Origin of the sequence: Anaeromyxobacter sp. SG66 (assembly GCF_022690805.1) — a bacterium.
Taxonomy (GTDB): domain Bacteria; phylum Myxococcota; class Myxococcia; order Myxococcales; family Anaeromyxobacteraceae; genus Anaeromyxobacter; species Anaeromyxobacter soli.
In genome coordinates, this window is sequence record NZ_JALCZC010000020.1 from 31641 (window position 1) to 54861 (window position 23221).

The 23221-nt window shown below is 75.5% G+C and carries 16 protein-coding genes; 7 read left to right on the forward strand and 9 right to left on the reverse strand.

Features of this window, described 5'->3' with window-relative positions; all coding sequences use genetic code 11:
- Nucleotides 1-7 precede the first annotated feature (7 nt).
- Nucleotides 8-4660, reverse strand: coding sequence for a GNAT family N-acetyltransferase (locus tag MNZ39_RS08510; RefSeq protein WP_242337356.1), 4653 nt, complete (start codon nt 4658-4660; stop codon nt 8-10).
- Between the two features lie 142 nt (nt 4661-4802).
- On the opposite strand from MNZ39_RS08510, the gene MNZ39_RS08515 reads away from it, so the two are divergent.
- From MNZ39_RS08515 to otsB, 3 genes are all read left to right on the forward strand, one after another.
- Nucleotides 4803-5225, forward strand: a complete 423-nt coding sequence (locus MNZ39_RS08515; protein ID WP_242337358.1) for a response regulator — start codon at nt 4803-4805, stop codon at nt 5223-5225.
- Nucleotides 5226-5366: 141 nt separating this feature from the next.
- Nucleotides 5367-7637 (forward strand): trehalose-6-phosphate synthase, encoded by a 2271-nt coding sequence (locus MNZ39_RS08520; RefSeq protein ID WP_242337360.1) that lies wholly within the window; start codon nt 5367-5369, stop codon nt 7635-7637.
- On the forward strand, nt 7634-8434 hold the full coding sequence (otsB, locus tag MNZ39_RS08525; RefSeq protein ID WP_242337362.1) for a trehalose-phosphatase: 801 nt from the start codon (nt 7634-7636) through the stop codon (nt 8432-8434). The genes MNZ39_RS08520 and otsB overlap by 4 nt, the downstream gene beginning before the upstream one ends.
- A gap of 7 nt (nt 8435-8441) precedes the next feature.
- Here otsB and MNZ39_RS08530 read toward each other — a convergent pair whose 3' ends face one another.
- Entirely contained in the window at nt 8442-10388 is a 1947-nt protein-coding gene (locus MNZ39_RS08530) for a chloride channel protein (RefSeq protein WP_242337364.1), read from the reverse strand.
- A gap of 210 nt (nt 10389-10598) precedes the next feature.
- On the opposite strand from MNZ39_RS08530, the gene nhaA reads away from it, so the two are divergent.
- Nucleotides 10599-11930: a Na+/H+ antiporter NhaA gene (nhaA, locus tag MNZ39_RS08535; RefSeq protein ID WP_242337366.1), complete on the forward strand. Its 1332-nt coding sequence runs from the start codon at nt 10599-10601 to the stop codon at nt 11928-11930.
- Nucleotides 11931-12114: 184 nt separating this feature from the next.
- Nucleotides 12115-13518, forward strand: coding sequence for a HAMP domain-containing sensor histidine kinase (locus MNZ39_RS08540; protein ID WP_242337367.1), 1404 nt, complete (start codon nt 12115-12117; stop codon nt 13516-13518).
- Nucleotides 13519-13562: 44 nt separating this feature from the next.
- On the opposite strand, the gene MNZ39_RS08545 is transcribed toward MNZ39_RS08540, so the two are convergent.
- Entirely contained in the window at nt 13563-15032 is a 1470-nt protein-coding gene (locus MNZ39_RS08545; protein WP_242337369.1) for a carboxypeptidase-like regulatory domain-containing protein, read from the reverse strand.
- A gap of 163 nt (nt 15033-15195) precedes the next feature.
- Here MNZ39_RS08545 and MNZ39_RS08550 point away from each other — a divergent pair, with 163 nt between their 5' ends.
- On the forward strand, nt 15196-16197 hold the full coding sequence (locus tag MNZ39_RS08550) for a DUF3187 family protein (protein WP_242337371.1): 1002 nt from the start codon (nt 15196-15198) through the stop codon (nt 16195-16197).
- A gap of 20 nt (nt 16198-16217) precedes the next feature.
- Here MNZ39_RS08550 and MNZ39_RS08555 read toward each other — a convergent pair whose 3' ends face one another.
- From MNZ39_RS08555 to MNZ39_RS08580, 6 genes are all read right to left on the reverse strand, one after another.
- On the reverse strand, nt 16218-17171 hold the full coding sequence (locus MNZ39_RS08555; RefSeq protein WP_242337372.1) for a ketopantoate reductase family protein: 954 nt from the start codon (nt 17169-17171) through the stop codon (nt 16218-16220).
- 71 nt (nt 17172-17242) lie between these two features.
- A complete protein-coding gene (locus MNZ39_RS08560) occupies nt 17243-18583 on the reverse strand; it encodes a sigma-54 dependent transcriptional regulator (RefSeq protein WP_242337374.1) in 1341 nt (446 codons plus the stop codon).
- Nucleotides 18584-18592: 9 nt separating this feature from the next.
- Complete coding sequence (locus MNZ39_RS24890; protein ID WP_242337376.1) at nt 18593-19834, reverse strand: PAS domain-containing sensor histidine kinase; 1242 nt, start codon at nt 19832-19834, stop codon at nt 18593-18595.
- Nucleotides 19834-21228 (reverse strand): hypothetical protein, encoded by a 1395-nt coding sequence (locus MNZ39_RS08570; protein WP_242337379.1) that lies wholly within the window; start codon nt 21226-21228, stop codon nt 19834-19836. The genes MNZ39_RS24890 and MNZ39_RS08570 overlap by 1 nt, the downstream gene beginning before the upstream one ends.
- Before the next feature lies 1 nt (nt 21229).
- On the reverse strand, nt 21230-21826 hold the full coding sequence (locus tag MNZ39_RS08575; protein ID WP_242337381.1) for a hypothetical protein: 597 nt from the start codon (nt 21824-21826) through the stop codon (nt 21230-21232).
- On the reverse strand, nt 21823-22272 hold the full coding sequence (locus tag MNZ39_RS08580) for a hypothetical protein (RefSeq protein WP_242337383.1): 450 nt from the start codon (nt 22270-22272) through the stop codon (nt 21823-21825). The genes MNZ39_RS08575 and MNZ39_RS08580 overlap by 4 nt, the downstream gene beginning before the upstream one ends.
- A gap of 316 nt (nt 22273-22588) precedes the next feature.
- Here MNZ39_RS08580 and MNZ39_RS08585 point away from each other — a divergent pair, with 316 nt between their 5' ends.
- Nucleotides 22589-23218, forward strand: a complete 630-nt coding sequence (locus MNZ39_RS08585; RefSeq protein ID WP_242337385.1) for a hypothetical protein — start codon at nt 22589-22591, stop codon at nt 23216-23218.
- Nucleotides 23219-23221 lie beyond the last annotated feature (3 nt).

Sequence of the window (23221 nt, forward strand, 5' to 3'; positions counted from 1 at the left end):
GGTCGCCCTAGAAGCGGATCCCCTCGTGGTCGAGGTCGCACACGAGCCCGCCGGAGGTCGGGTCGGTGCGGAAGCCGTAGCGGCGGAGGTACTCGGGCTGGAAGTAGCCCGTCTCGAGCCGCTTCACGCCCCGCGCGCGGAGCCGCCGGACGAACTCGCGCATGAGGCCGTCCGACACGCCCTTGCCGCGGTGCCGCCGCGCGACGACGATCTTCTCCATGTGGATCCGGTCCGCGCTCACCTGCCGGTAGAAGAGGCCGGCGATGGGCGTGTCCTTCGCGTCGAGGGCCACGAGGAACTCGTGCTCGGTGGTGAACGTCACCTGCAGGTTCGCCTCGTGGAACATGTGGAGGAGGCGGGCCACCTCGCGCGGCGAGATCGGCCCGCGGACCGCGAAGCGGTTGCCCTCCTCGTCGGTGAGCGCGACGACCACCTCGGTGACGTAGTGGCCGCCGGACGGCATCGAGATGAGCGCCACTTCGTCGGTGGGTGCGAGGTAGCGGTAGGTCATCCGGGCGAGGAAGTAATCCTCCTCGGCCGTCGGGCGCACGGCGGAGCGCACCGCGGCCACCTGCTCCTCGAGGTCGAGCCCGTCGGCGGGCAGCCCGCGGGCGCGGTGCATCAGGCGATCGAGCGCCGCGCAGAGCTCCGGCCGGGCGTCCTCGAACACCGTCTTGCGGAAGAAGCGCAGGCGGGTGTCCGGCCAGGAGGCCTCGACCTCGGAGAGGCGGTAGGTGCCCCACAGCTCGCCGAGCATCTTGCCCTTCGCCTCCACCGTCGCCCCCGGCGTCGCGGCGAGCCAGCGCCGGTAGCGGCGCGCCGCGAAGAAGACGCGCTGCGGGGTGAAGCCGTTCTCGCGGAGCCGCTCGAGGAAGGTCTCGATGGCGACGGCGCGCCGTGACTTCTGCGCCGCGTCCTCGAGGAGCGCGACCCCGCGCTCGTAGCCGAGCGCCTCGACCACCGCGGAGAGCAGGACCCGGTCGTCGATCTGGCCCTGGAGGTCCGGCCGCTGCGCCTCGATGCGCTGGATGAACGAGCGCTCGAACCGCTCGATGAGCTCGTCGAAGGTCCTGCACGCCGAGCGATCCGAGATGGACACGAGCCGCGCGCCGGTCTGGTAGTCGTGCGAGGGCACGATGAACGCGGCGGGGGAGGGCTCGCGCAGGGCGAGCCGCCGGCCGGTCCGGCCCCAGAACCGCACGTGCAGCTCGAGCGCGGTCCACACGAGGAACGGCCAGAGCAGCTTGAGGCGCGCCGCCTCGCCCTGGCGCAGGAGCCGCGCGGCCTGGCGCTCCACGTCGGCGCCGGGGATGAACTCCTCGGTGAAGATGCCCCACTCCGCGAAGTAGCCGGCGAACTGCTCGACGAGCGGCGGCGGGGCGCCCGCGGCGAGGAGCCACGAGACCTCCTGCTTCAGCTCGTAGAAGTTCATGTCCTCCGCGACGTTGATGGCGACGTCGAAGATCTCCTTCGCGCGGGTGTGGATCGAGAGCCGGTAGACGCTCTTCCCGTGCTGGCGGCCGAGGAGCGACACGGCCGCGCCGCCGGGCGGGATGTCCGCGAGGGAGATGAGCACCCCCTTGCCGAGGACGAACACGGACGCGCGGACGATGGTCGCGTCCGCGAGCGCCTGCAGGAGGTGGGTCCGCCCCTCCGCCGGGACGCCCTCGTCGAAGACGAGCACGTCCTTCCAGCCGTACTCGGAGCCCGTCTGCGGATCGATGGCGAGCCGGAGGTTCGGGCCGACCCAGTTCGAGAAGCCGCGCCGCAGGCGATCGAGCTCCTCGCCCGCGCGCGCCGAGATCTCCGCGTCCTCGTGGAGGGTGAGGCGCGCGAGGGGGATGCGGACCTTGGCGAAGTACTGCGGGTGGGCGATCGCCGTCGCGGTGAGGAGCCGCATCGTCCCGACGAGCTGGCGCCGGTCGGAGGGATCCGCGAGCTCGAAGCGCACCTTGTCCGAGGAGAGGTGCGCGAGGAGCGCCTGGACCTGGGCGTCGGTGAGGCCGCGCTCGCCGAGGTCGGCGAGGTCCTCGTCGCGGAGCGCCAGCGCGCCCATCCGGTCGAGGAAGAGGCGGAGCGTGCCGAGCGTCTCCGCGGGCTCCTCGTTCGGGAGGAGCACTCGGAACGCGCGCCGGCGGACGTCCTCGTCCGGCGCGTCCGCGGCGCGCCGGAGGAGCGCGCGGCAGAGCCCGGCGTGCTCGCTCTCCGAGACGGCGAGCCCGATGTGCAGGTGGCTGATGGCGCGGCGGGCCTCGGGGCGCTCCGCGCGGAGCAGCTCGCCGGCCACGTGGATCGACCAGAAGCTCACCTCTGCCCGGTCCACCACGTCGAGCATGGGCTTCAGCCGCTCCGGCTCGGGGGCCGGCCACACGCGCGCGTCGAGGCGGAGATCGGAGGTCCCCTTGCGGCGCCGGGACACGAGCGACACGAAGGCCTCGTCCCCCAGGAAGCGCCGCAGCGCCTCGTTGCCGAGCCACAGGGCGGGGCGGGCGAGGAGCGCGCCGAGGTCGATGACGGTGCCCTCGGAGGTGTAGGCGAGATCGCCGATGAGCGTGGCGCCGGGCGCCTCGGGCGCGGGGCCGACGCGCAGCGCGCGGTCCCGCGCGCGCAGCAGGTCGCCGTCGAGGGAGACCTCGTGCTGCAGCACGCCGATCTCGCGCAGGACCCAGTTCGGGATGCGCAGGAAGCTGCCGTCGAGCGCGAGCGCGAGGTGCTTCTGCTCGTACATCTTGTCGATGAGGTCCTTCCAGGACTTCTCGACGACCTCGCGCTTGAAGGTGTGCTTGTGCGTGAGCTCGCCGTGCTCGAGGTCGAGCGCACGGGGGAGGACCTGGAACGTCACGACGCGCTCGAACGGCGCGAGGAAGCGGTTCGCGCTCGCGACGAGCGACGACAGGAGCTCGCGCAGCTCCTCGGGCGAGCGATCCTGGACCGCCGACGAGGCGTGGTTCGGCCACACGAGGAGCGTGTTGTACTCGCGGTGATCGCCGACCAGGAACGCCTGGGCGACCGCCTCGAAGTCCCGGAACAGGTTCTCCACCCGCTGCGGCGCGATCGTCTGGCCCTGGCGGTTCTTGTAGATCTCCTTCTTGCGGCCGGTGATCCGGTAGTGGCCGGCCGGGTCGATGGAGACGAGGTCGCCGGTGTGGAACCAGCCCTCCGCGTCGGCGCCGTGATCCTCGGGGCCGGGATCGTAGTAGCCGGGCGACACGTACGGGCCGCGGACGAGGAGCTCGCCGTCGTCGGCGCGGCGGCACTCGATCCCGGGGAGCGGCAGGCCGATGGAGTCGTCGGCGTACTCGCCGGGCGGCGTCATGGTGATCCCGCCCGTCGCCTCCGTCATGCCGTAGCCGGAGCAGAGCTCCGTGCCGGCCCGGTGGAAGGCGCGGAACACGCCGGGATCGAGGTAGCCCGCCGCGGAGAGCCCGTAGCGCAGGCGGCCCCCGGTGATCCCGCGCAGGTGGGCGGCGATGTCGTCGGGATCGTCCGACGCCGCCTCCCAGACCGCCGCGTCCTGGAGCTCCATCCACTTCTTGGGCACCGAGATGAAGACCGTGGGCTTCACCCGCCGGAAGTCCTCGAGCAGCGTCGCCTGCGCCGTGGAGCGCGCGAACACGTACGTCGCGCCCCAGAACAGCGTGCCCGTCATCTCCAGCCACCGCCCGAACGTGTGGTAGAGCGGCAGGTAGCAGAGGAAGACGTCGCCCTCGTTCACCTCGCGCAGCGCGAAGGCCCGGCAGAAGCGCTTCGAGACGATGTTCTCGTGCGTGAAGAGGATGCCCTTCGGCTTGCCGGTGGTGCCGGAGGTGTACATCACCGTCGCCACGTCGCGGGCGCGCACGCGGGCGGCGCGCGCGGCGCGCTCTCCGTCGTCGAACTCCGCCCCCTGACCGACCATCTGCTCGAGCGTGAGCAGCCCGTTCCGCTCGGCCGCGGTCCGGGAGAAGACCACGATCTCCCGGAGCTCGGGCAGGGCCGGCAGGGAGGGCAGGACCTTCGCGACCTGCTCCTCGTCGGACGCGAGCAGCACGCGCGCGCCCGAGTGCTTCAGCATGTAGACGATCTGCTCGGCGACGGCGTTCGCGGGCAGCGGCAGGTCGACGATGCCGTTCGTGAGGCAGGCGAGGTCGCAGAGCGCCGCCTCGAGCGAGTTCTCGGAGAGGATGGCGACCTTCGCGCCCGGCTCGTCGTCCACGAGCGCGAGGATCCCGCGCGCGATCGCGCGCGTCCGGCGCGCCACCTCGGCGACGGTCAGCTCGGCCGGATCGTCGCCGATCACGCGGAACGCGACCGTCTTCGGATCCGACTCCTCGCGAGCGCGGAGGAGCTCGCCGAGCGTGTAGTCCGTCGCCGTGAGCACCGGCAGGACGACCTCGAGCCACGGCTCGATCGCCTCGGGCGCGAGCGAGCCCGTGAAGAAGCGGCGGCGCACGCCGTCGAGGAGCGCGTGGAGCGAGCGGCGCGCGGCCCGCGCCGTGGCAGGGTCCCCGAGCCGGGCCACCAGGCGCTCGGCGAGCGGGCGGACGGCCGGGAGGTCGTCCGGGCGGACCGACGCGAGCGCCTCGCGGGTCGAGTCGAGCAGCTGGGGCTCGGGCGCGCCGGGCGCGCTCCAGGCTGCGAGGAGGGCCGGATACGGCGAGTCTTGCCTCACCTGGAACATGGCGGGAGAAAACCATGCTCCCCGGCCCCTGTCGATGCAGGAGGCAGGGGGGCGGCGCCGGTGCGACCGTTCGGCGTCGCGCGACCGTGGGGTGACGGGTGGGGTAGCCGAAACCGGGGTGAGGGCGGAGATTTCGGGCGAGATGCCGCTGAGCCGCACATCGGTCCTCCTCGTCGAGGACGATCCCGGAATCCGCGAGGCGCTCGCGGACCTGCTCGAGCTCCTCGGAGCGCGGGTCGAGGTGGCCGTCGACGGCGAGGACGGCTGGGAGATCCTGCACGACGCTGGGCTCCGGCCCACGCTGGTGCTGCTCGACCTCTTCCTCCCGCGGCTCGACGGGGTGGCGCTGCTCGGGCGCATCCGCGCCGACGCGCGGCTCCGCTCGCTCGCGGTCGTGACGATGAGCGCGGCGGTGAAGGAGCGCCCGCCCGGCGCGGACGGTCACCTCGAGAAGCCGTTCGACCTCGAGCGGCTGGTGTCGGTCGTGCGGGCGTTCTGCCCGCCGCAGGCCGTCGAGCCGGGCCGCGCCCAGCGCATGGCCGCCGGGCAGGCCGCCCGGAACTGATCCCTGCCACCCTGCAGAGCCGCGGACGCGACCCGTCTGCGTGGCGGGCGCGCCACCGGCGGGGTGCGCCGCGCGGAGCCGTCCGCTCGTGGGCCCGCGGGGCCGGTTGCAACACAAACGAGTCGATCGCACTATGCCCGGGTGCGAGCCTTCGTTCGGGTCCTCCTCCCGCTGGTGGTCGTCCTGGCGGGGCTCGCCTGGGCGGCCGCTGCGCTCCTGAACGGGACGGCCCGGGCCTGGTACGAGAAGGACGTCGGCCTGCGCGCGCACCTCGTGGTGGCTGGCGCCCGCGAGGCGCTCGCCACGCACCTCGCGTCGGGCGATCGGCGGCGGGTGGGGGCGGTGCTCGCCGAGATCGCCCGCGACGACCGCATCATGGCGGCGTCGGTGTGCGGGCGCGGGATGCGGACCGTGGCGCGCACGGGGGTCGGCCCGAGCGCGTACGAGTGCGACGCGCTCGGCGAGCGGTTCGGGGTCCCGGCCGAGGGGGAGCGGCTCGAGCTCGACCGGGTCGAGGACGCGGAGGGCGGGCTCGTCCACTTCACCGTCCAGCCTCTCCTCGACGACGACGGGGCGGTCCTCGCCCACGTCGCGCTCGTCCACGACCTCAGCTTCGTCGCGCGCCGCGAGGCCGCGCTGCGCCGCTACACCGCCGGCGCGTTCGCGATCGTCGCGATCCTCGCCTCGATCCTCACCGTGTTCGTGCGGCGCCTGTCGTGGCGGACGTGGAACGAGGAGCTGCGCCGGGTCCTCACCCTCGGGCGCTCCGTCCCGGGCGCCGGCGTCCGCTCCCCGCGCAAGGAGTTCCAGCCGCTGCTGTCCGACGTCCGCCAGCTCGTGTCGGACCTCGCCGCGGAGCAGGGCCACGGCACCGGCGGGCGCTGGTCGGCCGAGCGGCTCCACCGGACGCTGACGGAGACGCTCCACGGCGAGGGGATCGTCACGCTGGCGAACCGCGAGCCCTACATCCACGACCGCGCGGCGGACGGGAGCATGCGCGTGCTGCACCCGGCGAGCGGCCTCGTGACCGCGCTCGAGCCGGTGATGCGCGCCTGCTCGGGCGTGTGGGTCGCGCACGGGAGCGGCACCGCCGACCGCGCCGCGGTGGACGGCCACGACCGGGTGCGCGTCCCGCCGGGCGAGGAGTCCTACGCGATCCGCCGGGTGTGGCTCACGCCGGAGGAGGAGCGCGGCTACTATTACGGCTTCGCGAACGAGGGCCTCTGGCCGCTCTGCCACGTGGCGCATACGCGACCGGTGTTCCGCGCGCAGGACTGGCGCGAGTACCAGCGCGTGAACCGCCGCTTCGCCGAGGCCGTCTGCGAGGAGGTGGACGGGCCCGACCCGATCGTCCTCGTGCAGGACTACCACTTCGCCCTCGCGCCCCGGATGATCCGCGAGCGGCTGCCGCGCGCCACCATCATCAGCTTCTGGCACGTCCCCTGGCCGAACGCCGAGCGCTTCGGGATCTGCCCGTGGGCGAACGAGCTGCTCGACGGCATGCTCGGCTCGAGCGTCGTCGGCTTCCACACCCAGCTCCACTGCAACAACTTCTTCGACGGGGTGGACCGCTTCCTCGAGGCGCGCCTCGACCGCGAGCGGCAGTCGGTCGTGCTCGGCGGCCGCGAGTCGCTCGTGCGCGCCTACCCGATCTCGATCGACTGGCCGAACCGCTGGGCCGCGGAGGCGCCGCCGCCCTCGGAGTGCCGGCGGCAGGTGCTCGCGGAGCTGGGGCTCCCGCCCGACGCGAAGCTCGGCGTCGGGGTGGATCGGCTCGACTACACGAAGGGCATCGAGGAGCGGCTGCTCGCGGTGGAGCGGCTCCTCGAGCGCTTCCCGCACCTGCGCGGCCGCTTCACGTTCGTCCAGCTCTCCGCGCCGAGCCGCACGCTCATCGACAAGTACCGCGAGCTCTCCGAGCGGGTCGACGCGATCGCCAGCCGCGTGAACGCCCGCTTCGCGGAGGGTGCGTGGCGGCCGATCGCGCTCCTGCGCGCGCACCACGAGCCGCCCACCATCTTCCGGTACCTCCGCGCCGCCGACGTCTGCTACGTCTCCTCGCTGCACGACGGCATGAACCTCGTCGCCAAGGAGTTCGTGGCGGCCCGGGACGACGAGCGCGGCGTGCTCGTGCTCTCGCGCTTCACCGGCGCGGCGCGCGAGCTCACCGAGGCGCTCCTCGTGAACCCGTACGACATCGAGGAGGCGAGCGCGGCGCTCGCGACGGCCATCGCCATGCCTCCCGACGAGCAGGCGGCCCGCATGCGCGCGATGCGCGCGTTCGTGGCCGACTTCAACGTGTACCGATGGGCGGGGCGCATGCTCGTGGACGCGGCGCGCCTCCGCCAGCGGGACCGCCTCTCCACCCGGCTCAACCTGGGCCTGCGCAGCGTCCACGAGGTGAAGCCATGATCCCCGACCTGCTCGCCGCGCCCTCGCGGCAGGCCATCGCCGCGATCGCGCACGACCGGGCGCTCCTCGCGTTCGACTTCGACGGCACGCTCGCCCCCATCGTGGACGAGCCCGGCCGCGCCCTGATGCGGCCCGACACGCGCGCGCTCCTGCGCGTCGCGGCGCTGCTCTACCCGTGCGTCGTGGTCTCGGGGCGCTCCCGCGCGGATCTCGCCCCCCGGCTCGAGGGCGTGCCCCTCGTGGCGTGGGTCGGGAACCACGGCGCGGAGGCGGGGTTCGGGCCGGTGGACCGGTCCCCGCGCGGGACGGTGCTCGGCTGGCGCGCGGCGCTCACGGCGCGCCTCGGCGACCTCCCGGGCGTCGAGATCGAGGACAAGGGGCTCTCGATCGCGATCCACTACCGGCGCGCGGCGGAGCCGGCCGCCGCCGAGCTCGCGATCCGCGAGGCGGCCGCCGCGCTCCCGGGGGCGCGCGTCTTCGGCGGCCACGCGGTCGTGAACGCGGTCCCGGCGGACGCGCCGACGAAGGGGGACGCCATCGCGGAGCTCCTCGAGCGGAGCGGCTGCCGGACCGCCCTGTACGTCGGCGACGACGCCACCGACGAGGACGCGTTCCGGGCGCCCGGAGTCGTCGGCGTGGTGATCGGCGCGAGCGAGGCGAGCGCCGCGGCGTACCGGCTCGCCAGCCAGGAGGCGATCGACGATCTCCTCCGCCTCCTCGTGGAGGAGCGCAGCCGCCTCGACGGGCGGGAGTCGCGGGCGGAGTCGCTCGCGCGCGCGGTCCAGCCAGAGCGGTAGCTCCGCCCTAGCCGGGCTCGCCCGAGGCGGGCGCGAGCGGGGGCGTCGCTCCGAGCTCCAGCTCGAGGGCTGCGCGCGCGAGCTCGCGCTCCCCCACCCAGCCGAGCACGGCGCCCGCCTGGACGATGGGGAGCTGCGGCAGGCCGTGCCGGTGCAGCGCCGCGATGGCGTCGCGCCACGACGCCGAGGGCGAGAGCGCGGCGAAGGGCACCATCGCGTCGGCCGCGCGCGTCCAGCCGAGCTCGGCGGGATCGAGCGCGCCGAGGAGGGCGAGATCGACGAGGCCCCGCGGGCGTCCGTCGGCCCCGCGGACGAGCGCGACCCGCTGGCTCGTGCCGGCGCTCGCCGCCGCCACGGCGGAGAGCGGGGCCTCCTCGGGGAAGTCCGGCAGGTCGGGCAGCACGAGCAGCTCGGCCGCGGGCCGCGCCAGCGCCTGTCGCAGCACGTCGCTCGCGCCGCCGGTCGCCGTGGCGCGGCTCCGCGGCTGGGCGGGGTAGAGCGACCAGCGCCTGAGCGCCACGTACGAGATCCCGACCGTCAGCATCATCGGGACGAGCAGGTCGTAGCTCCCGGCGAGCTCCGCGACGAGCACGAGCGCGGAGAGCGGCACGTGCGCGACGCCCCCGTAGAACGCGCCCATCCCGACGAGCGCGAACGCCGCCGGCTCGATCCCGGGATCGCCGAACGCCGCCCGGGCGGCGTACCCGAACGCGGCGCCGACCAGCGCGCCCACGACGAGGGAGGGGGCGAAGTCACCGACCGCCGCGCCGAACCCGATGGTGAGGGCGGACGCGATCGCCTTGGCCGCCGCCATGGCGAGCAGGAGCGCCACGAGCTGCCACCCGGCGGGGAACCACGGCGCGCCGTCCATCGCGACCTGCGCGGTCCCGTACCCGCCGCCCATCACGCCGAATCCCCGGGCCTCCGGGCCGAGCCAGGCTCCCAGCGCGACGGCGATCCCGGCGCCGAGCACGCCGGCCCCGAGACCGCCCAGGGCGGGGCGCAGCCAGCGGGGGCCGGGCGTCCTGCGCGAGAGGGCCTGCACCGCCCGGAGCATGCGCACGAAGCCCACCGCGGCGAGCGAGACGAAGACCGCGAGGACCGCGAAGAGCGGAAGCTGGCGTGGCGAGAACGGAAACCGCAGCGACAGGCCGAGGAGGGTCGTCTCGCCGAACGCGGCGATCACGACCGAGTAGGAGATGACGCTCGCGAGGATCGACGGCACCAGCGCGTCGGCCTCGAAGTCGTCCCGGTACAGCATCTCCGTCGCGAGCAGGGCGGCGCCGAGCGGGGTGCGGAACACGGCCGCGATGCCCGCGGCGATGCCGGCCACGAAGAGGACGCGCCGCTCCCGGCGGCTGGTGGGGAGGAGCCGCGCCGCGACCGAGCCGATGGCCGCGCCGATCTGCATCGTCGGGCCCTCGCGCCCGCCGGACCCGCCGGACGACAGCGCGGCGAAGGCCGCGGCGAACTTCACCGGCACGACCCGCCAGCGGAACAGGCCGCCGCGGTGGTACCCCTCGATCGTCGCGTCGCCGCCGCCGCCGGCCGCCTCCGGGGCGAACGCGCTCGTGAGGAGCCCGCTCACGAGGCCGCCCGCGGCGGGCAGGAGCGCGAGGAGCCAGGGCCGGAACGCCGCGGTCTTCGCGGCTGCGACGACCACCTCCCCTCGAGCGCGCGCCGGCTCGAAGCCGGCGAGGCCGTGCAGGAGGACGCGCTGGCCGAGCTCGAGCGCGGCGAAGAAGGCGGCGCCGACCACCCCCGCGAGCAGGCCGACCACGGCGGCGTGGAGGAGCACGCGCCCCGCGATGCGCAGCTCGAGCGGCGCCTCCGGGACGAGCAGCGACAGGCCGCCCTGGAGCGCCCGCCCGGTCGAGCCCGCGGCGTCCACCCAGCGGGACAGCGCGCGCGCCAGCGCACGCCAGGGTGGGGGACGCGACGGGGGGTCGGACATGGCGCGAGAGGATACTCCGCGATGCCCGCACGTAAAGCCGCATCCCGGCCGGGCCGCGGCCGGCCTCGATGATCATCTTGTTCGGGCTCGCCGACGCCCCGCGGCGCGACCGTTGGTGCCGCAACGGACGCGAGGCCGATTCACGTCGACGGGGAGCGGGCGGGCGTGCATGCTCGTCTCTCGCCCCGCCCGCGCGGAGCCGGAGCCTGGATGAACGATCGAGTCCCTGCGCGCACCCCGCTCGCGCCGCTCTTCGGCGCGGTCGTGCGGCCGTTCCTGGCCTTCTTCCGCCTGGAGGCCGCGAGCGGGATCGTGCTCCTCGCCGCGGCCCTCGGCGCGCTCGCGTGGGTGAATTTCGGAGGCGCCGAGCTCTACCAGGGCGTGCTCGAGACCGAGCTCGCGCTGGGCGTGGGCGGCGCCGTCGCGCGGTTCACGCTGCTGGAGCTCGTGAACGACGGGCTCATGACGGTCTTCTTCTTCGTGGTGGGCATGGAGATCAAGCGCGAGCTCGCGGTCGGCGAGCTGCGCCGGCCGGCCCAGGCGGCGCTCCCGGCCGTCGCGGCCGTGGGCGGGATGCTCGTCCCCGCCGCCGTGTTCCTCGCGTTCAACGCGGGCGGGCCCGGCGCGCGCGGCTGGGGCATCCCGATGGCGACGGACATCGCCTTCAGCATCGGCGTGCTGGCGCTCCTCGGCCGCCGGGTGCCGCACGGGCTCGTCGTCTTCCTGACGGCGCTCGCGATCTTCGACGACATCGGGGGCATCCTCGTCATCGCGCTGTTCTACGGGCACGGGCTCGACGCGCGCTGGCTCGTCCTGGCTGCGGCGGTGGCCGCCGGCCTGTGGGCGATGTCGCGCGCGTTCGTGCGGAGCTGGGCGCCCTGGGCGGCAGGAGGCGTGCTCCTCTGGTGGGCGCTCCACCACGCCGGGATCCACGCGACCATCGCGGGGGTCGTGCTGGGTCTCGCCATCCCCGCGAGGCCTCGCCGCGGTCCGCGCGAGGTGCTCGCCGGGCTCGGGGAGCACGTCCGCGGGCTCCTCGGGACCTCGGGCGACGAGGAGCTCGACTCCGAGGCGCTGCTGCGGATCGAGGACTCGATCGAGGACCTGGAGGCGCCCCTCGCGCGGTTCGAGCACGCGCTCCACCCATGGGTGGCGTTCGGCGTGATGCCGCTCTTCGCGCTCGCGAACTCGGGCGTGGCGCTCGGCGGCGGGGGAGGCATCGAGCCGCTCGGCGACGTCGCCGTCGGGACGGCCGCCGCGCTGTTCGTCGGCAAGCAGGTCGGGATCTTCGCCTTCGCGGCGGGCGCGGTGCGGCTCGGCCTCGCGCCGATGCCCGGCGGCGCCTCCTACGCCAAGCTCCTCGGCGTCGCGATCGTCGCAGGCATCGGCTTCACCGTCTCGATCTTCATCGCGGACCTCGCCTACGCGTCCGATCCGGCCCTGCTCGCCCAGGCGAAGCTCGGGGTCCTCGCAGGCTCGCTCGCCTCCGGCGTGGCCGGCGCGCTGGTGCTCCGCGCCACCGCGGAGGTGAGGCCCGCGTGACGGGCGGCGGTCCTGTGGGGCCGCGCGCCACCGCCGCAGCGGGAGGAGGGACCCCGCCCTGCACCGAGCCCCGCGCGCGGATGCGGCCGAGAGTCCGACCCCCCACCAGAACGGACGAGCGCGCTTCACGCTGTGGAAGGTCGATCCCTATCCCTGCACGAGGAGCCTTCGTACGAAGACGAGCTTGCAGGCGAGCCTCATCGCCGTACTGGCCGGTTTCGCCAGCCTCGGGGTCCTTGCGGCCGGCGCCTTCGGCGTCATCACGGCGGCGCTGCAGGGCGCGAACGGCGCGATCCTCGCGTCTGCCGAGAGCGTGCGCGAGGCCGAGGAGGCGGCGATCGATCTGCTCGTGCACGCGCGCTCGCGCGATGCGCTCGTGCGCATGGATCACGAGCGGCGGCTCGCCTCGCACCTCGTCGACGCCGACCGGCTGCTCGCGACCCAGGAGGAGCACGCCGCGGCGCACGAGGCGGTCGACGCGGTCGGGGAGTACCTCCTCGCGAGCCGGATGGGCGCGCCTGGCATCGAGGAGCGGCTGGAGCGGGCCTACGCCGCGGTGGGGGCGCTCGTCGACGTGAACATCGCGCACGCCCGGGCGGCGCGCGCGAGCGCCGCCCGCTGGCAGCGGATCGCGAACGTCGCCGGGATCTCCCTCGCGCTCACCCTGGTGCTCGCGTCGGGGGTGCTGGGGTGGTGGCTGAAGACGCGGGCGCTCCGGCCGGTGCTGGAGCTCTCCGACGCGCTCGCGCGCTTCGGCGGGGGAGACCCGCTGGTGCGGGCGCGCGAGGTGGGACCGGAGGAGGTCGCTCGGATGGCGCGCGACTTCAACCGGATGGCGGACGCGCTCGCGCGGCAGCGTCAGGGACAGGCGGCGTTCCTCGCGAGCGTCGCGCACGACCTGCGCAACCCCATCTCCGCCCTGAAGCTCACCGCGGCGGCGGTGCCGCCCGGCGGTCCGTTGCCGCCGGAGGTGCGCATGCGGCGCGCGTTCGAGGTGGTGCGCCGGCAGGCGACGAAGCTCGAGCGGATGCTGAACGACCTCCTCGACACGGCGCGCATCGAGGCGGGCGAGGTCGAGATGCGCGTGGAGCGGGTGGACCTGCGTGAGCTCGTGCGCGCCGCGCTCGAGCTCTTCGAGGGCACCTCGCCGGGCCACCGGCTCGTGTCCGAGGTCCCCGATCACCCCGTGCCCGTCTACTGCGATCCGCTCCGGATCGAGCAGGTGCTCGCGAACCTGCTCTCGAACGCGATCAAGTACTCGCCCGCCGGGGGCGAGGTGCGGGCCACCCTGCGCGTGGCGTCCGGCGAGGCCGTGATCCAGGTGGCGGACCAGGGGATCGGGATCTCGGAGCGCGACCGGGCGACGATCTTCGAGCCGTTCCGGCGGACCGGCAGCCTGCGGTCGGCGGTGGCGGGCACGGGGCTCGGGCTCTACGTGGTCCGGCGGCTCGTCGAGGCGCACGCCGGCTCCGTCGCCGTCGCGAGCCTGGAGGGGACGGGCACGATCTTCACCGTCCGGCTGCCCCTCGCGCACGACGCGCCGCGGCTCGCCTCCGAGAACGAGTCGGCCGCGCCCGCGGCGCCCTGAGGCGACGGCGGACGCGGCCGGGGATCGATCGCCGAGGAGGACCGTCAGGGCACGATGAAGACGCCCTTCAGGTCCTCGGTCTGCGAGATGTACTGGGTGACCGGGCTCGAGGCGCCGGGCGGGGTGCAGAGGCCCTTCACCGACTTCACCTTGAACTGGTAGTAGCCGGGAGCGAGCGTGCCGGGATACGTGAACGTCGGCGTCCCTCCGCTCACGCCGGGGATCCGCGTGGGGGGGAGCACCTCGTTGCCGAAGGCGTCCACCACGGTGATCTCGTAGGCCGTCTCCGAGCTGTCGTCCACCCAGGAGAAGATGATCGGGCTGGCCGTGGTGAGGAGCTCCGGGCCGTCCGCGCCGGGAGAGATGACGTCGAGCGAGCCCGTGATCTTGAAGGTCTCGAGCGACACCGGCTGCGCGCCGGTCACGTCGAAGTGCACGAGCTCGGTCCCACCCTGGCAGACGTCCGGGTCGCGCACGAGGAAGTCGTTCTCGAACGCCGCGAGCGCGACGTAGCGGCCGGGCGGGACGCCCGCGATCTCGAAGGCGCCGTCGAGGTTCGGCGCCGTGCTCGGCCCGGGAGCGCGCAGGCCAGGGGGCGTCTCGCCGCGGAGGAGGGCAGGGTCGAAGGTGGACTCGACGACGAGGACCACGGACGTGCCCGTGCCGGCGCCGCGGTTCACGAGGCTGACCTGCCCGGTGACCTTCGCACCCGCCGCCCCGGAGACGAGGGAGAGATCCACGTCGGTCACCGCATCCGCGGCCACCGTCGCGGTCCGGGGAGCGTGGACCGCGCCGCGCGCGTACGCCTGGACCGTGTAGTCGCCGGGGGCGAGGTTGAAGATCGCGTAGTCGCCGTTGCGGTCGGCGAGCGCGCTCGACCCGGGTCCGCCCGCGGCGGGCTCCGCGACCACGAGCACGCCCGGCTGGTTCGCCGGGACCGCGGCCGTGCCGGAGATCGTCCCGGTGCCGGCGGAGGGGAGCTCGAGCAGGCCCACGTCGGTGGTCTGCGGGTCGGCGAGCTCGTAGCGCCCGTCCACGAGAGCGGCCGCGGCGGTGTTGACGGGCAGCGCCTCGCGGATGCCCGACGGGAACGTCGCGTATCCCGCCGCGTCGGCGCGGAGGAAGACGTCGCGCGCGACCGGCTTGCCGTCCTTCGACCGGGCGTTCGCGACCTGGATGCTGAAGTCGCCCGCGGCGTCGGTGATCGCGACGGTGCTGATGGGCGAGCGGTTCGCGTCGAGCGCGACCACGCGGGCGCTCTCGATGCCCGCGGCGGTGCCGAGGTCGAACACGTTGCCGCGGATGACGAGCGGCTGCGTGCAGAGGCTCGTCCCGCCCTCGAGCACCTCGCACACCTGGCCGGAGGCGCAGCCGGTCTGCTTGGCCACGTCACACGAGGACTTCTTGTCGGAGCCGCCGCAGGCGAGCGTCGCGGCGAGCGCCGCGGCGAGGGCGAGCGGGGTGAGGCGCTGAGGTCTGCGGAGCACGGAGTTCCTCCAGGATTCGGGCTTCATGCGTCCCTTCTTACAACGACACGGGCGGCCCGTCGCGCGCACGGCCGGCTGCCGGCCATGCGGCGATGAGCGGCGATGTGCCGCCATGTGCGCGAGCGATCCCCGCGGGCGCGACGCTCGCCGGCGCTGGCGCTCCGCTGATCGGGAGGGAAGACGTACCGGTGTGAGAGCGCTCGCCGCGATCATGGCGCTCGCGCCGATCTGCGGGGCCGTCCGCGCCGGCGCGGTGGACGCCCCCGCGGGCGCAGCCGCCGTGGCTCCGCCGCCCCTCGCGTGGCAGGAGCCGGCGCCGCTGGCGCGGCTGTTCCTCCAGCTCCCCTTCGAGGCGCCGGAGACGCTCGCGGCCCGGCGGCTCGCGCTCGAGCTGCGCCTGCTATACGCCAACAGCCTCCTCGTCGCGGAGAACGAGCGGTTCACCCTCGACGTCCACGTCGAGGCGGCGCAGCCCACGCTGTTCCTGCGCCGAGGGATCGCGCGCGGGGTCGAGGCGCAGCTCGCGGTGCCCTTCGTGGTGGACTCCGGCGGCTTTCTCGACCGGGCCATCGAGCTCGCGGAGCGCCTGTTCCACGCGTCGAACCCGCAGCGAAGAGGCCGTCCCCGGAACGTCGCCCGCTTCGAGCTCGCGCGCCGTGGGGGCGGCGAGGTCTCGCGGGACGGCCCGGGCGCCGGCGTGGGAGACGTCTGGGCCGGGCTCAAGGTGAGCGTCGCGAACCTGGGACGCGGAGCGCTCTCCGTGCGCGGCGCGCTCAAGCTCCCCACGGGAAGGCTGCCCTACGGGAGCGAGGAGCTCGATCTCGGCGCCAGCGTGCTCGCGGGCTTCCGCTGGACCGCGAGCGCGGTGCGACTCCAGCTCGACCTCGGGGTTCCCACCGCTCGCCTTCCGGAGGTGAACGTGACGACGCGACCCTACGGCGCGGCGAACCTGGGCTGGACGCTGGGCCTCGGGGAACGCGTGGCGCTCCAGGTCCAGGCGAGCGGCCATCTCTCGCCGCTCGCCGGCTCCGGCCTCGGCCAGGTCGACCGCGCGACGGCTTACGTGCTCGGGGGAGCGACGTTCGCGCTCGCCCGCCGCGTCGAGCTGCAGGCGGGGATCGCGGAGAACGTCTTCAGCCCGTACCGTGGGGCCGACCTCACGCTCCTCGTCGGGCTCCGGTCGCGGCCGTGAAGCCCGCCGCGGCGTCGCCGTCAGGTCCGCGTGAACGGCTCGATCCGCCCGCGCGCCGCGAGCTCCTGCGGGAGCAGCGCCGCGAGCAGCGCCTCGTGGACCGGCGCCGGTACGCCCGCGGCGCGGGCGAGGCGCACCACCGCCCCGGGCTGATCTTCGAGCTCCGACGGACGGGCCGCGCCGACGTCGCGCTGCATGGAGATCGTCCCGTCGGGCTGGACCCCGTCCACGCGCTTGAGCGCCCGGGCGGCGGCGTCCGGCGGGAGGGCCACGCCCCGCGCGCGGGCGAGCGCGGCGATCTCCTCCTGCGCCGCGGCGAGGAGGGCGCGGGTCTCGGGGACGGCGCGGAGGACGCCCACGGGGGCGCGCGTCACGGCGCCGATCGCCCCGAGCGGCTCGACGAAGAGGAACTTCTCCCAGATGGCGGTCTCGATCTCCGGGGTGACCGCCGCCTCCGCGCCCGCGGCCCTCAGGACCGCGGCGACGGCCTCGAGGCGCGGGGAGGGCGCCGCGGCGAGGGCGCCTCGCTCGCCCATGGCGAGGCGCGGGGGTGGCCCGACGTGCTGCACGCGCCCCGCGCCGGCGATCCAGGAGAGGACGTTGATGGTCCCGCCCGCGACGTGCTCGGGGCCGAGCGCCTCCGCAAGCCGGTCGGCCGCCTCCACGCCGTTCTGCAGCGGGACGGCGACGCCGCCCTGCGCGACGAGCGGCGCGAGGGAGGGGGCGACCTCCGTGATCTGCCACGCCTTCACCGCCACCAGCACCGCGTCGGCCGGTCCGAGCGCACCGGGCGCTGCGTCCGCGGCGACGCGCACGGTGAACGCGCCGAGCGACGAATCGACCGCGAGCCCGTCCCGCCGGATCGCCTCGAGGTGCGCGCCGCGCGCGACGACGGCGACCTCGACGCCCGAGCGGGCGAGCAGCCCCCCGAGCAGCCCGCCCACGCCCCCTGCTCCGACGACCACGATGCGCATCCGGGCTGTTTAGCAAAGCCGCCGCACGCCCGCACGTTCGCCGTGCAGCGGGCGCCGACACCGGCAGCCGCTCACGGCACGTCGGACTCCGGGCCGCCCTCGCCCTCGTGGCTCGCGAGGAGCGAGTAGAGGCGGCGCCGGGTGACGCCCAGCATCCGGGCGGCGTGCGTCTTGTTCCCGCCCGCGCGCTCGAGCGCGGCGTGGAGGAGCTCGCGCTCGAGCGCGTCGAGGCTGAAGCCCTCGACGAGCAGGTCGCCCACGCGGCGCGCGCGCTGCGCGGGCCCCGGGGGGCCGTGCGCCCCCCCGGGGGCGTGCGCGCCCCCGCGGTGGGGGGCCCGCTCGAGGACGTTCTCGAGCTCGCGCACGTTCCCCGGCCAGCGGTGCTGGACGAGCCGCTCGCGCGCGCTCGGGCCGAGCTTCTCGGGCGGCAGGCCGCGGGCGGCCAGGAAGCGCTCCGCGAGGGGGAGCACGTCCTCGCGCCGGTCCCGCAGCGGCGGCACCGCGATGGCGAACACGTTCAGGCGGTAGAACAGGTCCTCGCGGAAGGCGCCCTCCGCGACGGCGCCCGCGAGGTCGCGGTTCGTCGCGGACACGACCCGCACGTCCACCGTCCGCTCCTCGGTCGCGCCGAGCGGCACGAAGCGGCGATCCTGCAGGAAGCGCAGGAGCTTCACCTGCGTGGGCTGGGTGATCTCGCCGATCTCGTCCAGGAACAGGGTGCCGCGGTCCGCGGCGGCGAGGTGGCCGGCCTTGCGCTGGGTCGCGCCGGTGAAGGCCCCCTTCTCGTGGCCGAAGAGCTCGCCCTCGAGGAGCGTCTCCGGCAGCGCCGCGCAGTGCACCTCGACGAGCGGGCCGGCGGCCCGGCGCCCCTGGTAGTGGATGAACCGCGCGAGCTGCGACTTGCCCGTGCCGCTCTCGCCGAGGAGCAGCACGGTCGCGTCCGTCGCCGCGACCTGGCGGGCCGCCTGCAGCGCCGCGCGCATGGCGGGGCTCTCCGCGACGAGCTCGGGCGTGAGCCGGGCGACGAGCCGGGCCTCCCGCGCCTCGGCGCCGCGCTGCGAGACGAGGCGGCGGACGCGGAGCCGGAGCTCGTCCATGGAGAACGGCTTCGTCACGTAGTCGACGGCGCCCGCCTTCATCGCCTCGACCGCCGACTCGGCGGAGGCGTAGGCGGTCATGACGATCACGTCGGGCGGCTGCGGGAGGGCCCGCGCGGCGCGCAGCACGGCGAGCCCGTCCACGTCTGGCATGCGCAGGTCCGTGACCACGAGGTCGAAGCGCGAGGCCGCGAGCCGGACGAGCGCGTCGCGCCCGGAGGTGGCGCGCTCGAGCTCGTGTCCGTCGAGCTCCAGCATCTCGGCGACGAGCTTCCCGAGCTTCGGCTCGTCGTCCACGACCAGGATCCGCGCCATGAGAGGCTCCTATCCAGTGCTCCGGGGCAGGCGCACCTCGAACGCAGCGCCCGGCCCGGGCCCCGCGACGAGCCGCAGCTCGCCGCCGTGCCGCTCCACGATCCTGCGCGCGATGGCGAGCCCCAGCCCCGCGCCGTCCTTGCGCCCCGTCGCGAACGGCTCGAACAGCCGCGCGCGCAGCGCGGGATCGATCCCGCGCCCGTCGTCCCGCACCTCGAGGACCACCGCGCCGTCCACGGCCGACCCCCGGATCTCGATTCGCCTGGCGCCGGCCTCGGCGGCGTTCTGGAGGAGGTTCGAGAGCACCTGCCGCAGGCGCGCGGGATCGGCGCGCACGGGGAGCGGCGGGACCGCGAGCCGGACCTCCACCCGCGGGTGGGAGCGCGCGAGCCCGCGGGCGGCCTCGTCCGCCACCGCGGCCGCGTCCAGCTCCGCGGGCGAGATCGACGGCTCGCGCGCGAGGTCGAGGAAGTCGTCGGTGAGCCGCCGGAGCCGCTCGACCTCGCCGAGCACGTCCTCCAGCGCCTCCCGGTCGCGCGGGCCGAGCGCGCCCGCGGTCCGCTCGCGGACGAGCTCGACCGCACCGCGGATCACGCCGAGCGGGTTGCGGATCTCGTGGGCGACCATGGCCCCCATCCGCGCGAGGGCGTCGCCGCGCGCGGCCCGCTCTGCGCCGACGCGGCGCTGCGCCTCGCCGCGCGCCCAGTGGATCCCGAGCGCGGCCAGGCTCAGCGCCCCGAGCACCGAGACGACGACCGCCACGAGGAGCGCACGCCGGACCCCCGCCCGCGCCTGCGCGAACGACTCGCCCGCCTCGAGGGCCAGCACCGCGCGGGGGGCGTCCGGTCCCCGGATCGGGAAGTAGCCGGTCGCGACGGGCAGGTCGCCGACGGCGTACCCGAACGCGATCGAGGCCTCGCCGCGGAGCGCGCGCGCGACGCGACCCGCGTCCACGCGCAAGAGGTCCGCCCGCGCACCCGCGGGCCCGGTCGCGTCGGCGAGCACGACGAGCTCCGGCGAGAGCACGTACGCTCCCTCGAGCGCGTTCGCCGTCATGATGGCGCGCAGGCGCTGGGAGGTCGGGGGGACGTCGGCGAGGAGCTCGGCCGCGGCGGTGCCCGCGCCGCGGAGCCGCTCCTCGAGGACCCGATCGAGCGCGCCAGTCGCGGAGCGATGCAGGGACAGCGTCGCGGTGAGCGCGACGGCGAGGCCGACGGCGGCCGCGGCGAGGGGAATGCGCGCGAGGGACACTACCGTCCCAGCGTGTAACCGATCGCCACCGAGGGCGCGACCTGGTCGTAGGAGAGGGCGTCGACGTTGGACAGCGCGTGCCGGCCGACGACGCCCGCCCGCGCGATCCAGCGGTCGGCGAGATCCACCTCAAGGAACGTCGCGCCGTCGAGGTAGGTGTCGCGGCGCCGGGCGCCGAGCGCGGCGTCGAACGCGTCGTAGGACCGGAAGGTGAGCCCGAGATCGACCCCCAGCCGGGCGCGCCCGAGGAGGACGCGCGCCTCGGCGCGCGGGCCGTGCTCCCAGAAGGAGAGGACGGGCTCGTCCGCGGCGTCCCGCGCGCCGGCGTACGCGACGCCGAGCCGGAGCCGCGAGGTCGCGTCGAGCGAGGCGCGCGCCTCGGCCCGCTGCAGGACTCCGGAGAACGGCGACCAGTTGCCGGCGTAAGACTCGAAGCGCACGGCGTAGCTTCCGGTCACGGCCGCCCGGCCGCGGCGCAGCCAGCCCGAGGCGAGGAGCCGATGGGCGCCCAGGTAGTCCTCTCCGCCGAGGGCCCGGTGCGCGTACTCGTACTCCGCGGCCGCGCCACGGTTTCCGGCGCGGAGCTGCCAGCCGGCGGCCGCCTCGACCCCGCCCAGATCGTACGCGTCGAGCCGGGCGAGCTCGTGCCAGAGCCCGCCGGCGCGCAGGTACGGACCGCGGGCGCCTCGCGGGCGCCACAGGGCCGAGGCGGAGAGCGACGCCGTGCCGTCGGACCTGGGCGCGACGCCTTCGGGGCCGCCCGGGCCCAGGTTGACGTTCGAGTCCCAGCCGGACTCGGCGAGGAACGACAGGACGAGCCGGCCATCTCTCCGGGCGAGGCGGGCGAGATCCAGGGCGGGGCTCGCGAGCGCCGGGTTCGCCGCCGCGCCCTCGAGGAGCGACGCGGCCCGCGTCCCGTCGCCGGCGCGCAGCGCGACGAGCCCCAGGTAGAAGCGCGCCTCCTCGCGGTGCGCGGGCTCCCGCTCGGCCGCGCGCAGGAGCCGCTCGGCGGATGCGTCGTCGCCCAGCTCGTAGCGGGCGATGCCGCCGAGGAGCGCGGCCGGGGCGCTGCCATCCGCGGCGAACGCCGCCTCGAACGCGCGCGCCGCGCCCGCGAGATCCTCCGCGTCGAGCTTGCGGAGGCCCTCCTGGAACGGGTCCTCGCCGCGGGCGGCGCAGAGCCGCGCGAGCGCGGCGCGCGAGGCCGCGTCGACGGGATCGCGCGCGAGCGCCTCGCGGTACGCCGCCGCGGCGCTGTCCCGCGCCCCCGCGGCGAGCTCGGAGTCGCCGACGGCGCGGTAAGCCTGCGCGGCGGCCGGATCGGGCGGGAGCGGCTCGACCGGCGCGCAGGGATCCATGGCGGCGAGCGCGAGCGAGAGGAGGGGAGCGAGCACCTCAGCCTCCGTTCCGCGGCGTGACGTCGCCGTCCGGGTCCGCGGCTCGCGTCGTGCCGGCTCGCGTCGCGAGCGCGTCCGCCTCCCGGCAGTAGGCCGCGGCGAGCGCAGCGCGGCCTTCCGCGCGGCGGGCCTGGCAGCGGGCGCGGTACCAGGCGAGGGTCGTCTCCGAGGGGGCCGCCGCGAGGGCGGGGGCGAGCTCGGCGCGGATGGCGCGCGCCTGCTCGGCGATGCGCGGGCCGGAGCGGTCGCCGAGGCCCGCGAGGAGCCGGTCGGCGCAGGTGTAGAGCCGGGCGCCGTAGCAGGCCAGGGCGCGGTAGTAATCGTGGAGCGGAAGGCCGCCGTCGCCGGCGGTCTCGAACGTCTCGACCGCCTCCTCGAAGCGGTCGAGCTTCACGAGCGCCGCGCCCGCGTACCCGGCTGCCTCCGGCTCCCCGAGCTTCTCGGCGACGCGGAACTCGACGAGCGCCGCGTCGTAGCGCTCGGCCCGGAAGTGCGCCGCTCCGGCGAGGAGATGCGACTCGGCGCCGCCCGCCGGCGCGTTCGCGGCGACCAGGACTGCGAGGGCGGCGGCCTGCAGCACGACGACTCCGCTCATCTCCCGCCCATGTGGCCGCCGTCCATGCCACCGCCCATGTGACCGCCTTCCATCCCGCCGTGCATCTCGCGCGTGCGCACCGCCCCGGCCGCGTCGCGGCAGTCACCCGCCGAGTCCCCCGGGTGCATCCCGCTCCGGTGGCCCGCGTCGGCCCCGTGGTCGCGGTCGCGACCGACGTGGCGCGCGCGCTGCTGCTCGCCGTGACGGGCGGCGCGGTCGTGGGCGGCCCGCGAGGCCTCCTCGCGGCGCTCCCGCTCGGCGCGGGCACCCGGTGCCATCAGGTCGCCGTCGGGGAGCGAGGGCGGGCGCTCCGGAAGCGACGCGCGCTCGAGCAGGGCCTCCCGGACCGCCTCGTGGGCGGCGCGCATCGTCTCGTCGTCGGCGGAGGCGGCGAGAGGGCCGAGCGCGGCGGCGAGGGCGAGGGCGGCGAGGGGGGCTTGGCGCATGGACTCATTCTCCTGGGAGCCGCCCGCGGCGGCAACGATGCGAAAAGCACGCTTCGTGCCGCTCGCAACCCGGCGCGGACGCCGGGGATTCGCCCCGCCGGTGTCCCGTGCAGTACGGTCGAGCGTACCGGATGGTACGGTGCCGCGTGCCCCGGCCGCGCTCACATCCGCCTGAAATGCAGCCGTTTCGGGGCTGCGGCAGCGGTGGCACGCCGACTGCGATGGAGAGGGGTCGCGGCGCGCCGGAGCACGCCGCGGCCCGGAGCCGGAGGCGAGCGCCTCTCCGCGGAGTACCTCGCTCGCAAGAGGTAGAGACGTGAGGACGAAGAGCTGGATGTTCGGGATCGTCGCCGCGCTGGCGAGCGCGTGCGGCGGCGCGGAGAGCGGCGGAGTGGACACGCAGGTCCAGGCGTACCAGGCGGCGCGGGGGGACCTCGCGACGGCGGTCCAGACCTACCAGTCCGAGGCGTCCACGGCGAGCACCACCGACGCCTGCCAGGCGGCGCAGGCGCGGTACGGCGCGGCCGCCGGCCCGGCGCTGGAGCGCATGCGCCAGATGAGCGGCGCGCTCGCGGGCGACGGCCAGCACATGGGTGGGACGAGCGGAATGGGCATGACCGGCGGGATGGGCATGCAGAGCGGCGGCGCCGATCTCTCCTGCGGCGTCGCGGCGATGACGACGGAGCTCGCCCGCCACCAGGCGGTAGCGTGCGCCGGGGACGCCCTCGCGAACCACGCGGAGATGCAGCAGCACCTCTGTCAGATGAGCGGCTGGCTCGAGCAGCAGCGCGTGCGCTGCCAGGCGATGCTGGGCGAGGGCACGGGGCCGGGCGCCTGCCTGGCGAACCCCGACGGGACGTACGCGATGGGCGCCTGCGCCGACGGCACCGCATGTCCGTACGCGTGCGACGGCACCGCCGGCGTGCAGCCCGCCGCGGCACCCTGAGCG

What these genes read in the sequence shown, in the direction of transcription:
- MNZ39_RS08510 (WP_242337356.1), bottom strand. Translation starts at nt 4,660, where the DNA reads ATGTTCCAGGTGAGGCAAGACTCGCCGTATCCGGCCCTCCTCGCAGCC.
- MNZ39_RS08515 (WP_242337358.1), top strand. Translation starts at nt 4,803, where the DNA reads ATGCCGCTGAGCCGCACATCGGTCCTCCTCGTCGAGGACGATCCCGGA.
- otsB (WP_242337362.1), top strand. Translation starts at nt 7,634, where the DNA reads ATGATCCCCGACCTGCTCGCCGCGCCCTCGCGGCAGGCCATCGCCGCG.
- MNZ39_RS08530 (WP_242337364.1), bottom strand. Translation starts at nt 10,388, where the DNA reads ATGTCCGACCCCCCGTCGCGTCCCCCACCCTGGCGTGCGCTGGCGCGC.
- nhaA (WP_242337366.1), top strand. Translation starts at nt 10,599, where the DNA reads ATGAACGATCGAGTCCCTGCGCGCACCCCGCTCGCGCCGCTCTTCGGC.
- MNZ39_RS08545 (WP_242337369.1), bottom strand. Translation starts at nt 15,032, where the DNA reads ATGAAGCCCGAATCCTGGAGGAACTCCGTGCTCCGCAGACCTCAGCGC.
- MNZ39_RS08555 (WP_242337372.1), bottom strand. Translation starts at nt 17,171, where the DNA reads ATGCGCATCGTGGTCGTCGGAGCAGGGGGCGTGGGCGGGCTGCTCGGG.
- MNZ39_RS08560 (WP_242337374.1), bottom strand. Translation starts at nt 18,583, where the DNA reads ATGGCGCGGATCCTGGTCGTGGACGACGAGCCGAAGCTCGGGAAGCTC.
- MNZ39_RS08575 (WP_242337381.1), bottom strand. Translation starts at nt 21,826, where the DNA reads ATGAGCGGAGTCGTCGTGCTGCAGGCCGCCGCCCTCGCAGTCCTGGTC.
- MNZ39_RS08580 (WP_242337383.1), bottom strand. Translation starts at nt 22,272, where the DNA reads ATGCGCCAAGCCCCCCTCGCCGCCCTCGCCCTCGCCGCCGCGCTCGGC.